Origin of the sequence: Bacillus sp. FSL K6-2944, assembly GCF_038005385.1 — a bacterium.
In the GTDB taxonomy this organism is placed as follows: domain Bacteria; phylum Bacillota; class Bacilli; order Bacillales; family Bacillaceae_G; genus Bacillus_A; species Bacillus_A cereus.
Genome location: NZ_JBBOTE010000002.1, coordinates 861,688 through 878,025, shown reverse-complemented (window position 1 = coordinate 878,025; position 16,338 = coordinate 861,688). Strand labels below are relative to the sequence as shown.

Here is a 16,338-nt window from a genome sequence, read left to right as displayed (position 1 = left end):
TCCTGAGGGATTTTTTTATAAATACTGTTTGACAATACCATTCGTTTGTGGAATAATTCAAAATAGTTAAATATCGGATGTCTTATCAAGAGCAGGTGGAGGGATGAGCCCTACGAAGCCCGGCAACCGACCCATTTATGGGCACGGTGCTAATTCTTACAACACATTGTGTTGAAAGATAAGAGTAATATGATAAGGCGTCTTTTCTATATGAAAAGGCGTTTTTTATTTTCACTCCCTCCTCTCTCTTTTTAGTTTAGGAGGGATTTTTTTATGAAAAAATTATGTTCCATCGTACTTATTTTTCTCTTATTTACATTAGCAGCTTGTACAAATGAACAAGATACTATCTCTTCACAAAAGCAACAAACTGTGAGAAAGGCGACTACAACGGTAGAAAATCAATTACAAACAGAAATTCCAAGCCAAATGAAGAAGCCATTAAAAATCGCATTAATTATGCAAATGTCCATCGGAACTTTTTCCTCTCAATATATTGAGGGTGTCAAAAAACAAGTTGAGCTATTTGGCGGCAGTGTACAAGTCTACAATTCTGATAACGATTTAGCAAAAATGGCTGCAAATTTAGATACTGCTATTAATTCAAAAGTGGATGGTATTTTAATTGATCATGGCCGTTCTGAAGCACTAAAACCTGGAGTAGAAAAAGCGTTACAAGCGAACATTCCCGTAGTTGCGTTCGATAACGATCTACGCTTGCCAGGTGTGACAATTATTGATCAAGATGACTATAGTCTTGCATGGAAATCATTAAAAACGTTAGCGGAAGATTTGAATGGACAAGGAAATATCGCAGTTGTATGGGTCGGCGGATTTGCTCCAATGGAACGTCGCAATGTTATCATTGATGCTTTTTATAAACGGTATCCAAATATAAAAGAAGTCGCAAGATTCGGTACTGCTAGTAATAACACGCCACTCGATACACAAACACAAGTAGAAGCTTTACTAAAGAAATATCCGAAAAAAGGCGATTTACAAGCTATTTTCGCTTCGTGGGATGAGTTTGCTAAAGGGACTGTTAAAGCACTTGAACAAGCTGGTCGTACAGATATAAAAGTATATGGCATTGACTTAAGTAATGAGGATTTACAACTCATGCAAAAAGAAAACTCACCTTGGACTGCTACAGCTGCAACTGATCCAGCTGAAGTAGGTAAGGTTCAAGTACGATTTTTATACAAAAAAATTGCTGGTGAACAAACGCCAGATATTTATTCACTAGAACCTTATTTAGTAAAGAAAAATAGTTTACCAAAAGAAAATATAACAATGGATCAGTTATCAAAATATATAAACGGTTGGGGAGACTCAAAAGATGCATATTCCCCTTGGATGAAAAAATTAGAGAAGGAGAAAAAATGATGACGTTCTCTCTTCAAAACATTACACATTCTTATCATGTCGCTACACCTGTTCTAGAAGATGTTTCTATTCATATTCAAAAAGGAAAAGTACACGCTTTACTAGGCATGAACGGTGCAGGAAAAAGTACTTTACTAAAAATAGCAACTGGTGAAATTCAACCAGTTGTTGGCGATATAAAAATTGATACTCAGTCTGTTTCCTTTACTTCACCGCGCGATGCAAAAAAGCATGGCATTTCTTTCGTAACACAAGAAGTAGATCACGGACTTATTCCCGGATTATCTGTATTAGAAAATGTACTAATCGATCATTTAGCAATGCAAAATAAAGTACTATTTTCAAAGTCCAAATTAGTCGCACTTGCTAAACAACATTTGCAAACTGTACAGGTAAATTTAAATGTTTCGGAAGATGTTTCAAACTGTTCATTACATGAAAAACAATTACTTCTTATCGCAAGAGCTTTATCTAACAATACAAATTACCTTTTATTAGATGAACCTACTTCTTCTCTTGGACCAAAAGAAGTTGAAACCTTTGGGAAACTATTAAAAGATTTAACATCAAAAGGAATTGGCATCCTTTTAGTTTCTCATCGTTTATCAGAGATTCGAAATTTCGCGGATGATGTAACTGTATTACATAACGGTCAAGTTGCCCTTTCTGAAACCATTACAACGATTACAGATCAACAAATTGTGGAAGCGATGACTGGAAAACAACTTACACTTCCTATTAATACAGCACCAAAAACCGGGAGCGAGGAACTATTTAAAGTACAAGAGCTTCTATTACACGAAGGTCATTCTCCCCTTTCTCTTACAATACGAAAAGGAGAAACTGTTGTGATATACGGATTAATTGGAAGTGGAAAAACAACACTTGCTGAAACGTTATTTGGTGCTCTTCATACTTATCACGCAGAAATAGCCGGTCAAAAACTAACGATTAAAACACCACGAGATGCGATTAAAGCGAAAATCGCACTTGTACCAGAAGAAAGAAGAAAACAAGGCGTATTTCTTTCGGAAGATATTATAAGTCACACAAATTTACATCAATCAGGTTGGAAACGAAAACAAACCGAATTAAATGATGCTACTACAGCAATTTCTTCTTTCGGTATTTCACCAAATGACCCAAAGGCACTTATTCATTCACTTAGCGGTGGAAACCAACAAAAAGTCTCAATTGCAAAGTGGAGTGGATTCAAACCTAATCTATTTCTTTTAGACGAGCCAACTAAAGGTGTAGACATCGCTGCGAAACAAGACATTTTTCAATTCATTCGCAACATTACAGAAAACGGAAGTTCCGTAATTTATTTCACAGGAGAACAAGATGAAGCGTTGCATATCGCTGATCGCATTCTTATACTGGCAAACGGAGAATTTGTAGGTGAATACTTACCAAGCGAACTATCTCCTGAACAGCTTTTACATTTATCTGAAGGGAGCTATTCCATTGAATCTCGTTCATAAAACGAAAACTAAGAAACTATATTTACCTACTCATCTTTTTTATCAATTTAGTACAATTGCTATTATTATAGGTGTTACAATTTTTTTCTCTATCGTCAATGATTCTTTTTTAACATATAACAATATTAGTGATATTTTACGTTCTATTTCCATCGTAACGTTACTTGCAATCGGCGTTACCTTTACATTGATTGTAGATGGGTTTGATTTATCAGTCGGCTCCACCGCTAGTTTAGCAACAATTGCAGCTGCTTCTTGTCTCGTTTTATATCGACAAGAACTATTAGTTACACTCCTTGTTCCTATTCTTTGCGGATTATTAGTTGGATTATTAAATGCACTACTCGTTATCCGAATTAAACTACCTGATTTACTAGCTACATTAAGTATCATGTATATCGTCAATGGACTACACTTAACATTTTCAAAAGGATCTTCAATTTATGAAGGAATGTCCGGTGCAACAGGACATTTTATTCCATCTTTTTTATTTATCGGTCAAGGTTCCGTCTTAGGAATTCCAGTCCCTGTCATTATCATGCTTACTGTCGTTTTAATTGCACATCTATTTTTAGAAAAAACAACGTACGGTCGTTTCTTTTATATGACTGGTGGGAATCGAGAAGCTGCTAGATTAGCCGGTATTCCTACTGATCGTTACCGTGTATATGCTTATATGATTAGTGGTTTACTAGCTTCTATTGGCGGCATTATTCTATGCAGCCGCGTTGGAACAGGACAAGTTTCAGCTGGTGCTCCATTATTAATGGATGCAGTCGCAGCTGCCTATATCGGTTACGCAATGTTCGGTGCCAAGAAACCAAATATAGTCGGAACATTCCTCGGCTCGGTATTAATTGGAATTATATTGAATGGACTCACAATGATGAACGTCCCTTATTATGCACAAGATATTATTAAAGGCAGCATTTTAATTACAGCTTTAGCCTTTTCATTTATTAAAAAGAAGCGTAAATAAAAAGTAGAGCATCGAATTCGATGCTCTACTTTCCCTTTGCAACAATCACACGAACTACTTTCAAAACAAGAAGTAAAAGACCGTTCACTATCGCTGCAACCCCTAAAGAGACCGATATCATCAGCTCTCCCATTCCATTATTCAATACAAACATAGCAGAAGAAATGAAAGCCAAAATAAACAATACTAACGTTGGTATATATTTAATAACAGGCTTCTTATATGACTTTTGTGAAAGAAGAAACGTAATTACCAACGTCATAATGAAAACAAAATATACTACAAATAAGAAAATCACACGAAAGCCTCCACTATTCCTAAACTATGAAAAAGATAACAGCAATTAATAATTATTAATATTTCTCATTCATCTGTAATTCTTTACTATACTTTTGAATGGAAACTGACGAAACAACCATTACCATTCCTACACTAAATCCAATAAGCTGATCCAGTAGCATCTCATCATGTATGAGCCAGCGAAGTAGAAATACCCCTCCAAAAATAAGCATTGCAGTAAATCCGGTATGCCTAAGTCCTTTATATACATTTTCCATATGTATCACCTCTTCACATAACATTATCCATATTATACCATACAACCATCAAGTAACCGTATCGTCCTCTGACAATATGCAGCTACCTTTTGATCATGTGTAACAACTAGCACTGTTTTTCCTTCTTTATTAATCTCTTGTAAAATACTCATAATTTTTTCCCCATTTTCTTGATCAAGAGCACCAGTCGGTTCATCAGCAAGTATAATTTTTGTATCTTGTGCTAAAGCCCTTGCTATTGCTGTTCTTTGCTGTTCTCCTCCTGATAACTCGTAAGGATATTTGTTAATATGCCTCTCAAGCCCTACCATTTTCAGCATTTCTTTTGATATTTGCATACGTTTCTTATGAGAAATTCTTCTATATACAAGTGGAAGCATTACATTTTCAATAATCGTATAATCATCGAGTAGCGAAAAGTTTTGAAACACAAATCCAACTTCCGTGTTTCTATACTTATGATAGTTTTGCTTTAATGTACTCGTATCCATTCCATCTAAAAAATACTTTCCAGCAGAGGGGCTATCGATTAAGCCAATAATGTTAAGGAGAGTAGACTTCCCCGAACCAGAGGGGCCCATAATGGCTATCATTTCGCCTTTTTCTATTGTAAGATTAATATCTTTTAAAGCACTAAAATTATTCTTTCCAAATCCCTTAGCCACATTTGCGAGCTGAATCATCTATAACACCTCTTCATATATGTATTTTTTATTTTTAGTACATTGAAATAAATGATTGCATATATAACGAGGATCATTACAAGTGATAAAGCACCTATAACAACCAATGATTCTATAGAGACTTTTAACGTTCCAAAGAAAGATACTATACTATTTTCTAGCCCTTTCTGAATTTCAATTACTCCGCTATTCTCCCATTGAAAATACATTATTCCTATACATATCGCTAAAACGAATAGCAACATATACTCAATAATAAATGGAAGACATATTTGAAAAGTGCTTGCACCTAACGCTGATTTAATAGAAATATTTTTACGTTCCATATAAAGTGCTGCCATTGATGTCAATACAATAGATAGAAATGAAAAAAATAAGACTGTACCGCTTAATAATAAGGGGTATGACATATTATCAATACCTTGTTTTTCATTTTCTAACAATTTATTCGGATTTGTAACATAATACGAATAACCCTTACCTTCCGTTACCTTTAATACTTTCTTTTGAAATTCATTTATATTTATCTGCTCCTTTGTTTCTATAATTAACCCATTGTATAAAAGTTCTACACTATAGAACTCTATTTCTTCTGTTCCAATTGGTAAAATCGCCATGTCATCTAATAATGTAATACGATTATCCGATATTTCACCACTTCGAGGATATGTAAATGGTGAATTTTTTTCTAAAAAGCCAATTACTTTTAGCTTCATTTTTCCAGATGGTATAACATCACTAATAGATACCTTTTCTATATAATTAGCTCCTAATATAACAGGTCTAATATCAAATACTGATTTATGAAATTCCGATTCCTCAAAATATCTTCCTTGTGAAATTCGTATATGAAAGTACTTATTAATATCTTTATCAACAATAAGAGTCTTTATCGTTCCATTTTCTTTTTTTAAACTAAGTGAATAGTTATGGAACAAATAATTTGTTTTATTTGTTATTGGTATCGTATTAGATAACCCTTGCATGAAATGTTGATAATCACTTTTTGCTTTTTCTTCGCTAAACAATGTTATATCTTGCGTCGCATAAAGTTCATAAAAATTTTTATGAGTCGATAAATTATTTGCTACCGTCATCATTTTTTGATATCCCGAAAGATTACTAACAAATTCTATTGCTGAAGAAAATGCAATAATTAAAGAAATTACTATAATCAAACTTGGTAACAACCGTTTTTTCACAGACCGTATAGAATCAAATATAAAAAACATGAAGACCTCCTACGTTCTTAAATGTTTTCCGGGATATATATTTATAATGTGCTTGATTGGAATTACAGTAACAAACATTGTAAGAAAAATTATAAAAACAATATTACATACCAATACATATGGTGTTAACGGTTTTAATAAGTATGTCTGAAAATACGTATGAATTGTTCCAGAAAAACCAACAGCATCGCCACTAGAGAAATAAACAAAATTTGAATATATAGTTCGCAGTAAATAGATATATTAGAAGCACCTACTGCTTTTTTTAATGAAATCTCTCTTTCTTTTTTATAAATCCAAAATAAAACCGCAGAAATGCCAGAAACAATTGCAACAAGAATGAATTTATAATAATACTTATTTGCTGGATCTATATGTGTCACATGTAGTTCCTGAAGATCTCGTTCATTCAGTATTTGAACATCTCCCGAAAGCACTTCTTTACTCCTATCCATAAACTTTTTTATTTCGTTATGAATAGATGATGTAGGATTAACAACTGTTAATTGTAATTGTTTACTCGCGATAATACCTTTTTTAGATATAGTAGGTAAGTTTTGAAGTGGAACGTATATACCTGCTACACCGACGTCACTGTCTTTTCTTGATATAGTTCCTATTTTTTTATATGTATCATCAAATTCATATAACTCCTCTACATTCGTTTGATCGCCAACAACCATATTGTTTACATTTTCACGATGAAAATATTGTCCTTCAGAAATATATGGCTTCCAATAATAATCATCTTTTAAGTTCACAGCTATAATCTTTGTTGCCCCTGAACTATTTAATGCTTTTAAATGCTCTACATAAATATCACTTTTAACAAAAATATCTTGTATGAAAGGAATTATCTCTTCCAATTCAGTTGCATTCGCTATCGGAACAGTTAAAATTTGATTCTTCTCTGGAAAACCGATTTGAAAAGCAGATATAAAGTTTCGTTTAGATTCTGTTAAAAGTGCGGCTATTGATATAGAAAGAAAAGAAATAAAAAATGACATAAGGAGAATTAAGAAAAACAGTTTATTGCTTTTTATATTTTTAAAAGCTAGGTACATGTCTGTGCTCCTTTTAAATAAGAAGGAGATGATGAACATCCCCTTCTCCTTATCCAAATATTTATAAAGACAACTGTTTAATGCTTTTTACCACTGTAATCGTAAGTTACCGTTACTATCAAAAGTACCTTTGTGTGTATCTTCTTGATAGTCATTATTCTCATTTGCATAATGCTCCGAGTATAGTCCTTTTGCACCAAAGGCGTTATATGCACCATTACTCACAGTTGCGTTTAATGCTCTTCCAGATTCATGGGACCCTAATTTGTCTGAAGCGCTTTCAATATATGAATTATTTCCATTTGATTTAATAAAAGAAATTGCTACTGAACAACGAGATGCATTTTGATTCGTAGTAGTTTGAGCTCTATAAGATAGTAGGTTACCGCTTTTGTGACCGCTTAGAGTTGGATAGAATGCACTTGTTGAGATTGATGTTGCTAATAATACTAAAGTCGTAATTGAAAAAACTTTTCCTTTCATTAACAATCACCTGTTATGAAGTGACCTTTGTCAATAGTTTTTCACCCATAATATTTTTCTTGATGGCATACAAAAGCTTCAGAAATAAGATCTATCGACAGTTAACCACTCTGTTATTCGTGGATTGGTTACCTCAGGTTAATGGTTCGTCGTTAGGCTCTTATAATCTCACTGCGTGGATCACACCTTTTCAAATTCTAATAAATAGCTTGTTTATCAGAATTTCAGCCATGCCAGAAGAGGTGAGTCATAGATAGCCAGACCTGTAATTCACTATCTCTGAAGCTCATCTATGCCATCAATTGATACCTTTGGTTTCTAACTATGAATGAATCAATCAACTTCATATCCTTCCCTCTTTATTTTCGGTGAATTTTACCTGTTTCTAATCCCCATATAAAACACCCCAGTTCTCTTGCGATAGCTGTAACGGCAACATTTCTAGGTTTCCCTTGATATATCATGCGATAATATTTTCTTTGTAACCTTTCTACAGCCTGATCCGCATAAGCAATCACTTCGCTTCGTTGCCCTTTTTGTCTTGCTTTCACTCGCTTCGATTTTAATCCGATTGTTCCTTTTACCAACGCATTTGCACATTCTACAAGAGTAGACCTAACGGTCGAATTTCCTTGTTTTGTAATCGAACGTCGACTGATTTTTTCTCCACTTGAGCTTTCGCTTGGTGTCAATCCTACATAAGCCATAAATGCTTTAGCCGTGGGAAAACGAGTGAAGTCTGCAATTTCCACATGAACAGTCATTGCCGATGTTGTATCTATACCTTTTAAGCATCTTAAATTTGCGATTGGTTCTTCGTACCTTTCACGATGAGATAATTCTTCTAATCTCAGACTGAACCGCTCAATTTTATCGACTAGAACATCATACTGTAATAGGTATTCGCCTAACGTTTCTTTGAATAATCCTTGTAGATCAAGATTCTTTAACCATTTCATATAAGCGATTGTCCAGCTTGATTTCCCTTCATACACATAGCCATGCCTTAAAAGGAATGCTTTTATCTGTTGTTTTATTTTTTTCAAAGATGTTTTAAAATCACCTAACATGCGGATATACTCTTTCACGGCAACATCCTCTTCTTCTGGAACATATACTTCTTTATAGGTGCCATTTGCTAAATTAAGAGCAATCATTTTGGCATCGAATTTATCATTTTTAACCATTTTATTTTTTGATGAACTGTACATTGTTGTGGGAGCTAAAATATCACAATCAATTCCATTTTGTTCAAGAAGATTATGAAGTGAATACCCTAAACAACCAGCCTCATATCCAGCTTTAATTTTTATATCTTCACCATATTTTGTTTTCAGTTTCTCAACGAATTTTTTTACGAGAGATACATTTGAAGCACATCGTGCTTCTCTTACAATTTCCCCAGTTGTTCCGTGTAGTGCACATAAGCTAAAACTTTCCTTGTGGACATCCATCCCAATATAGATTATATTTTCCATAGTGGCCTCCTATTATCATAGGGTATAACCCCATTCATAATGTTTTCATTCATTATTATGGGTTAAAATCCCTGACTTGATAATCTAGGAGGTCGCTTCATATTATCTCATAAATTTAATATTTTAGTAGCGCTACATCATCATAATATCCTTCAAATAAATTCTCCTCAACAAGAAACCCCGATGTTTTACAAACTCTTTAAACACTTAAACATTCATACATTTTTAAAAAGGAACGTATAAGTAGCAATATAAAAAGGCTGCAGAGAAATTCTTCTCCACAGCCTAATATTTATTTTTGCAAGAACGCCTGCAAATCTGCAAATTGCCTCTTTGCATCTTCATAGCCTTGCTCGTATAAATTTTGTAGTTTTGCTGTATCTTTTTCCATACGATCTACTTGAAGCGGCACTTCTGGGCGAATAACAAATAAATTGCCAGCTTGTTCTTCTTTTTCAATATAGTGAAGTGTTTCATTATACACTTCATAACGATTTAGCATCGTGTTAACAAGGTTCGGATATTTTTTATAAGCTTTCGCTGCAACCCATCCAAACTTTGATTTTTTCTTCGCGTAGCCATGATTTCTCGTTAAAATAACGACTGATTTTTTAAATCCATCCTCTTGCGCTTTACGAACTGGAATTGGATCAGAAATCCCGCCATCTAACAGTTGTTTACCGCGGTAATTTACTACTGGTGCAATGAAAGGCAATGAACTAGACGCTTGTAATAAATTTAGCGCATCATCATTCGTGCCTTCTTTTTCAAAATAAACTGATTGCCCTGTTTCACAATCCGTCGTTCCTACAAGGAAACGTTCCGGGCTATTAAAGTATGTTTCAAAATCAAACGGCACATGCTTTTCTGGGATTTCGTGAAAAATGAAATCCATATCAAATAGCTGACGTTTTCTCCATAAGTTTTTATACGATAAATATTTCGGATGTGATGCATAATCAATATTGACCGTTTTATTTCTATTTCTTTGTCTGGAAAGATACGACGCTGCATGACAAGCACCAGCTGATACACCGATTACATATGGAAAATATAAATCTTGTTCCATAAAGTATTCTAATATCCCGCCCGTGTATACACCACGCATACCGCCGCCTTCTAATACTAACCCCGTATTTTCAAGCATGTTACTCTCTCCTCTATATATATTGACTCTTTAATTATTCACCATGTTAAGTATCTTTTTCTATTATATATGAGTTCTTTCAGAAATTATATTTAAAAGACTTGAGAAAAAGGAGTTTTTTCTTCCAATTATATTTCCAAATGACCGGAGACATCCTTTATAAACCTTTGAATAAAGTCTTGCTCTTCTTTCGTATATCCATCTAAAAGTAACAACCACTTTTCTTCAGCTTGCTTATGCAATTTTTCATGAGCTTTATATATTTCATTCCCACTCTCCGTTAAGCTGAAGAAGATTTCTTTTTGATTATCTAACATTTGCAGCTTCTCAACGAATTGCTTTTGAAACAACTTTGTACAAATTTTAGAGATTGCTCCCTTCGTCATGCCCATTTCTGTCGTAATTGCCGTTACATTCATCAAACCATTTTTTCCGATACATTCGATTACATGTAACTCAGATAAAGACATACTACTTACACCTGTCTCACGAAGAAACTTCTCGTTTTGTCGTTTTAAATGTTCTTCTTTTTTATGCAAAAGTGTACGAATGTCCGACAGTATTTCCATTTGCTTCGTTGTATGCTTCAATCCGTTCGCCTCCTAAGTTTCCAAAGAAACAATTTAACTATATACCATTTTAAAATTATTTTTTCATCTTTACAAGTGAGAAAATCATGTTAAAATAAATTTAGTTTCCAAGGAAACTAAAATACAAGGAGGTTAACAAGATGAAAAAATCTAAACTAACTTTCATTTTATATGTTGTCTGTATTAGTGCCTTACTCGGTTCCTTCGCTCAAAATATTTACACACCTATCTTACCGATGATTCAAAATTCTTTTCACACTTCTCTTTATCTTGTAAATGTAACAGTTTCACTTTTCACATTCGTTCTTGCAATTATGCAGCTCGTATATGGACCTTTAATTGATACAAAAGGGAGAAAATCTGTCCTTATCCCTAGTTTAGTCATTAGTACAATTGGTTCAATCGGATGTGCCTTTTCGGCAAACATTTATTTATTTCTCTTTTTTAGAGCTGTTCAAGCTATAGGAATAGCGGCTATACCTGTAGTTTCAGCAACGATTATCGGCGATTTATTTGAAGGAAAAGAACGCGGAGAAGCGATGAGCCTATACCAAATGTTACTTGCCCTCGCACCTGCAATGGCTCCTCTCATAGGTGGTTATCTTGGCAGTATAAATGGTCACTTATCTGTATTTCTCTTTTTATCTACACTTGGCATTATCTTATTAATTATAAACATTTCACTACTCCCAGAAACAAAGCCAAATATAATTAAACAATCTAAAGCACAAAAGAATTACTCTCTTATCTTAAAAAATAAAACTGGATTTTCTATTACTCTTATTGGCTTCATTCAATTTTGTATTTACTTTTGCTTTCTCGTTTTTTTACCGAGTATTTTAACAAATTCATTTCATTTAACTGTAAATAAAATTGGTCTTATGTTTGTACCAATGTCTCTTTCTATCATGCTAGGAAGTTTTTGCTACAAGTTTTTGCAAAAACGACTCACAACAAAGCAAGCTTTATTTATTACGAGTTTCTTCAATATTATATGTGTCGTTTTATTCTCTTTCACATATAACATCAATATCCCATTCATCATTATCGTTACATCTTTGTACGGTTTTAGTATGGGACTTTCTATGCCAACTCACACTACTTTATTAACAGAAGAATTCGTACAAGAACGCGCAACAGCTATCGGTATGTACAACTTCATCCGCTATCTTGGTATGGGCACAGGGCCACTTATAGGTGGATTTCTTTTATTTAACCAAAATTACTTTTGGATTTTCTTCCTAGGCGCAATTATGTTTTTACTTGTAATCTTATATACAATGAAAATGCTAAGTTTTCATTCTGTACAAAAAGCAAAATAGAGCCCCCAAAAAGGTCGGCTCTATTTATCCTCTTTGATCCGCAACAATATGAATATCAATATACTTTGTTTGTCTCATAATTTCATTTACAATAGAGCCTTTTCGTATTTCTTCCCACCTTGTTCTAGCCGATTGTCCAAGTAAAATTTGCGTCACCTGTAATCTTTTTGCCACTTCAATAATAACATCTGCTGGCTTTCTTCCCTTTGCTTCTTCTAATACAAAACTTGCATCAAATTGATTCGTTAGCAACTTCCACTCTTCAATCGTCTGCTTTTTTCCAGCTGAAATAGAATCTATATTTTCCCTCTCAACGTTTAATACGTACAATTCAGCGTTTAACCGATCAGCCATGCGCCATCCCCGTCTTATTAATTTCTCCGCTGTTGAACTGTATTGTACACAAACGAGAATTTTTTCTTTCACTCCGATTGGTTCTATCACTGTTTGACTAATCTTTTCGTCCATATCGTCAGCGACTTCACGAAGCGATAATTCCCTAAGTGCTCCTAAATTATTAAGCGTAAAGAAATTTTGTAAGCTTTGCTGAATTTTTTCTTCTTTATATATCTTTCCGTCTATTAACCTCTTCCGAAGTACTTCCGGTGTTGCATCAACGAGCTGAATTTCATTTGCTTTTTGTAAAATAAAATCTGGAATTCGTTCTCTTACTTTTACATTCGTAATTTGAGCTACAATATCATGAACACTTTCTAAATGTTGAATATTAAAAGCTGATAATACCGATATACCAGCCTCTAACAATTCCTGCACATCCATATAACGTTTCTTATGTTTAGAACCAGGAACATTACTATGCGCAAGTTCATCCACTACGACTACTTGAGGCGCGCGTTTTTTTATTCCTTCCACATCAAGCTCATAAAATACCTTTCCTTTATACTGTATTTCTTTCAAAGGAACTTTTTCTAAATCAGCAATTGCTTCTTCCGTCTCTTTTCTTCCATGCGTTTCAATTAAACCAATTACAATATCAATTCCATCTTTTTTCATTTCCCTTGCATCAAAGAGCATTTTATAACTTTTTCCTACGCCTGGAGCTGCTCCTACATATAACTTTAACTTTCCGCGATTTTGCTGACGAATATATTCTAAATATTCCTCTGGCGTTCGCCTTTGAAACTTCGGTTCATAATCATCTGCATACAAAATAAACACTACCTTTCATTCGAAACAACGCTACCTCAATCCGTTAGATTGAGGTAGCACTGTTACTATTTCATTAATTCCTGTAATGCCAAATTTAGCTTTAAGACGTTTACGCGGGTCTCTCCAAATAAACCAAGCGCAGCACCTTCTGTTTGATCTTTAATCAATTGATTAAGTTTTTCTTCCGGAATATTCGTTAATTTCGATATGCGATCCACCTGCACAGAAGCTGCCTTCGGACTAATATCAGGATCAAGCCCTGAACCTGAATTTGTCACTAAATCAATCGGTACTTCTGTAACTGGAACGCTCGGATTTTGTTTCTTCCACTCTTCAATACTTTTCTCTACTCGTTTCTCTAAATCTGGATTAGATGGTGCATAGTTATTTGAACCAGATGCTTCAGCCTTATATTCAATACTAGAAACACGCCCTTGAAAATAACGTGGATCCGTGAAGTTTTGCCCGATTAATTTAGAACCAATCACTTCATTTTTATCATTATATATTAGACTTCCATCCGCATTATCCTTCATCACGGCTTGTGCAATACCAGTAACAATAAGCGGGTATACAAGTCCGCACAACACTAGAAATGTAAAAGTAATACGGATAATTGGTGATAGTATACTTTGTTTCTTCTCCATCTTTTTCCCCTCTTCCTTATATGAACAAGCCGACAATTATATCAATTACTTTAATTCCAATGAACGGAACGATAACTCCGCCAAGCCCATAAATAAGTAAGTTTCGGCTAAGCAATGCATTAGAACTCATCGGTTTATATGCAATACCTTTCATCGCTAACGGAATGAGTAATGGAATAATAACAGCGTTAAATATTAATGCTGATAAAATCGCTGACAGTGGTGATGTTAATTTCATAATGTTCAATGCCTCCATTTGCGGAATCGCAAGTGTAAACATTGCTGGAATGATTGCAAAATATTTTGCTATATCATTCGCAATACTAAACGTCGTTAAAGCACCTCGCGTCATTAACAATTGCTTACCGATTCCTACAACCTCAATAATTTTCGTTGGATTCGAGTCTAGATCAATCATGTTTGCCGCTTCTTTCGCTGCTGTCGTACCACTGTTCATCGCTAATCCAACGTCCGCCTGTGCTAATGCTGGAGCATCATTTGTACCATCACCTGTCATCGCTACAAGTTTCCCTTTATCTTGCTCTGCTTTAATGACAGCAATTTTATCTTCCGGTTTACACTCGGCAACGAATTCATCTACTCCAGCTTCTTTTGCAATGGTTGCTGCTGTTAACGGATTATCACCTGTACACATAACCGTTTTAATCCCCATTTGGCGTAACTGTTCAAAACGCTCACGCATACCCGGTTTTACTGTATCCTTTAAATAAATTAAACCGTAAATACGATTATCTACTGCAACTACAAGTGGTGTTCCGCCCTCTTTTGAAATTAAGTCTGCTTTTTGATTTACATCTTTCGGAATTGTTCCGCCTTGTGACTCAACCCATTCAATAACGGCACCTACAGCACCTTTTCTCACTTTTGTTCCGTCTTGTAAATCAACACCACTCATTCTCGTTTCTGCTTTAAACGGAACAAACTCACCTTGTTCTGCAAGTTCTCTATTATATGATATAGATTTTCCCTGCACATACTCGATAACAGATCGACCTTCTGGTGTTTCATCTAAAACAGAACTAATAGCGGCCCACTTTCCAACTTGCTCAATCGTTTCATTTCCTACAGGCAATAATGTATGAGCCATTCGGTTCCCAAAAGTAATTGTACCTGTTTTATCTAAAATAATTGTATTAATATCGCCCGCAGCTTCTACTGCTTTCCCTGACATCGCTAGCACGTTAAATTTTGTCACCCGATCCATCCCCGCAATACCAATCGCTGATAGCAAACCACCAATTGTCGTTGGAATTAAACATACTAACAACGCTACAAGTACAGCAGTATCAATTTGAAAACCTAAATAATTTGTAAAAATCGGCAACGTCACAACGACGATTAAGAAAATAAGAGTTAAGCTCGTTAATACTGTATTTAAAGCAATCTCATTCGGCGTTTTTTGACGAGCAGCTCCTTCTACTAAAGAAATCATTTTATCGATAAATGATTCACCAGGATTACTCGTAATGACAATTGTAATTTCATCACTTACGACCATCGTTCCACCTGTTACGGAACAAAAATCACCGCCTGCTTCTTTTATAACAGGAGCTGATTCACCTGTAATTGCAGATTCATCTACAGATGCTAATCCTTTGATTACTTCGCCATCACTTGGAATCATTTCTCCTTGTTTTACGATAACAACGTCACCTTTTCTAAGATCAGTTGCTGAAACTTGGACAATGTCTCCATTTTCTTTTACTACATTTGCAAACACATCTTTCTTCGACTGCTTTAAAGAATCGGCTTGCGCTTTACCACGACCTTCTGCTAATGCTTCTGCAAAATTCGCAAATAAAACTGTAAATAATAGAATGAGAGAAACTGTTATATTAAACCATCCTGGTATACTACTAAAACTGCTTGGAAGAAAAGATAAAATGAACGTAATGATAAATCCAATTTCCACAACGAACATAATCGGATTCTTTATCATGACTTTCGGATTCAATTTCGCAACGGATTGCTTCATCGCATGTGTTACGATATCACGATCCATCGTTTTCGCTTGTCTAACTTCATCTTCTACAGCATGTATTTGTGACTCATTTAATTGTTTTTCTTTTACTACTACCGGTCTCATCATTTACCC

The 16,338-nt window shown here is 34.6% G+C and carries 15 protein-coding genes, 1 pseudogene and 1 riboswitch; of the genes and pseudogenes, 4 read left to right on the top strand and 12 right to left on the bottom strand.

Annotated features, from left to right (window positions below; all coding sequences use genetic code 11):
- The first annotated feature begins 79 nt into the window (after positions 1-79).
- Positions 80-185: riboswitch (SAM riboswitch) on the top strand.
- Between the two features lie 88 nt (positions 186-273).
- The 3 genes from MHH55_RS25570 to MHH55_RS25560 are packed head-to-tail and all read left to right on the top strand — an operon-like array spanning position 274 to position 3,849.
- Positions 274-1,386, top strand: coding sequence for a sugar ABC transporter substrate-binding protein (locus tag MHH55_RS25570; RefSeq protein WP_000732065.1), 1,113 nt, complete (start codon positions 274-276; stop codon positions 1,384-1,386).
- Entirely contained in the window at positions 1,383-2,870 is a 1,488-nt protein-coding gene (locus MHH55_RS25565) for a sugar ABC transporter ATP-binding protein (protein ID WP_002164630.1), read from the top strand. The genes MHH55_RS25570 and MHH55_RS25565 overlap by 4 nt, the downstream gene beginning before the upstream one ends.
- Positions 2,854-3,849: an ABC transporter permease gene (locus MHH55_RS25560; protein ID WP_001054980.1), complete on the top strand. Its 996-nt coding sequence runs from the start codon at positions 2,854-2,856 to the stop codon at positions 3,847-3,849. Before MHH55_RS25565 ends, MHH55_RS25560 begins: the two co-directional genes overlap by 17 nt.
- Positions 3,850-3,874: 25 nt before the next feature.
- Here MHH55_RS25560 and MHH55_RS25555 read toward each other — a convergent pair whose 3' ends face one another.
- From MHH55_RS25555 to MHH55_RS25515, 9 genes and pseudogenes are all read right to left on the bottom strand, one after another.
- Positions 3,875-4,147, bottom strand: a complete 273-nt coding sequence (locus MHH55_RS25555; protein ID WP_000576483.1) for a hypothetical protein — start codon at positions 4,145-4,147, stop codon at positions 3,875-3,877.
- Between the two features lie 55 nt (positions 4,148-4,202).
- The gene (locus MHH55_RS25550; RefSeq protein ID WP_002195168.1) at positions 4,203-4,430 is read right to left on the bottom strand and encodes a hypothetical protein; all 228 of its coding nucleotides are present in this window, start codon (positions 4,428-4,430) and stop codon (positions 4,203-4,205) included.
- An 8-nt stretch (positions 4,431-4,438) separates the two neighbouring features.
- The gene (locus MHH55_RS25545; RefSeq protein WP_000615281.1) at positions 4,439-5,089 is read right to left on the bottom strand and encodes an ABC transporter ATP-binding protein; all 651 of its coding nucleotides are present in this window, start codon (positions 5,087-5,089) and stop codon (positions 4,439-4,441) included.
- The gene (locus MHH55_RS25540) at positions 5,086-6,321 is read right to left on the bottom strand and encodes an FtsX-like permease family protein (protein WP_078187135.1); all 1,236 of its coding nucleotides are present in this window, start codon (positions 6,319-6,321) and stop codon (positions 5,086-5,088) included. The genes MHH55_RS25545 and MHH55_RS25540 overlap by 4 nt, the downstream gene beginning before the upstream one ends.
- Before the next feature lie 9 nt (positions 6,322-6,330).
- Positions 6,331-7,385 (bottom strand): annotated as a pseudogene (locus tag MHH55_RS25535) (ABC transporter permease).
- An 87-nt stretch (positions 7,386-7,472) separates the two neighbouring features.
- Positions 7,473-7,868, bottom strand: coding sequence for a hypothetical protein (locus MHH55_RS25530; protein ID WP_000676983.1), 396 nt, complete (start codon positions 7,866-7,868; stop codon positions 7,473-7,475).
- A 359-nt stretch (positions 7,869-8,227) separates the two neighbouring features.
- Complete coding sequence (locus MHH55_RS25525) at positions 8,228-9,346, bottom strand: IS110 family transposase (RefSeq protein WP_340880263.1); 1,119 nt, start codon at positions 9,344-9,346, stop codon at positions 8,228-8,230.
- Between the two features lie 292 nt (positions 9,347-9,638).
- Positions 9,639-10,493 (bottom strand): patatin-like phospholipase family protein, encoded by an 855-nt coding sequence (locus MHH55_RS25520; protein WP_000892677.1) that lies wholly within the window; start codon positions 10,491-10,493, stop codon positions 9,639-9,641.
- A gap of 128 nt (positions 10,494-10,621) precedes the next feature.
- The gene (locus MHH55_RS25515) at positions 10,622-11,083 is read right to left on the bottom strand and encodes a MarR family transcriptional regulator (RefSeq protein ID WP_000683326.1); all 462 of its coding nucleotides are present in this window, start codon (positions 11,081-11,083) and stop codon (positions 10,622-10,624) included.
- A gap of 140 nt (positions 11,084-11,223) precedes the next feature.
- Between MHH55_RS25515 and MHH55_RS25510 the strand changes: the two genes are divergently transcribed.
- Positions 11,224-12,405 (top strand): MFS transporter, encoded by a 1,182-nt coding sequence (locus MHH55_RS25510; protein ID WP_000748727.1) that lies wholly within the window; start codon positions 11,224-11,226, stop codon positions 12,403-12,405.
- 24 nt (positions 12,406-12,429) lie between these two features.
- On the opposite strand, the gene kdpDN is transcribed toward MHH55_RS25510, so the two are convergent.
- Genes kdpDN through kdpB form a run of 3 tightly spaced genes read right to left on the bottom strand, consistent with a single transcriptional unit; the run spans position 12,430 to position 16,329 of the window.
- Positions 12,430-13,584 carry a KdpD-like non-kinase potassium sensor gene (gene kdpDN, locus MHH55_RS25505; protein WP_003269552.1) on the bottom strand — a complete coding sequence of 385 codons (1,155 nt, stop codon included), beginning with the start codon at positions 13,582-13,584 and terminating at the stop codon, positions 12,430-12,432.
- 56 nt (positions 13,585-13,640) lie between these two features.
- On the bottom strand, positions 13,641-14,222 hold the full coding sequence (gene kdpC / locus MHH55_RS25500; RefSeq protein ID WP_078187016.1) for a K(+)-transporting ATPase subunit C: 582 nt from the start codon (positions 14,220-14,222) through the stop codon (positions 13,641-13,643).
- Positions 14,223-14,238: 16 nt separating this feature from the next.
- The gene (gene kdpB / locus MHH55_RS25495) at positions 14,239-16,329 is read right to left on the bottom strand and encodes a potassium-transporting ATPase subunit KdpB (protein ID WP_139362470.1); all 2,091 of its coding nucleotides are present in this window, start codon (positions 16,327-16,329) and stop codon (positions 14,239-14,241) included.
- Between the last annotated feature and the right edge of the window lie 9 nt (positions 16,330-16,338).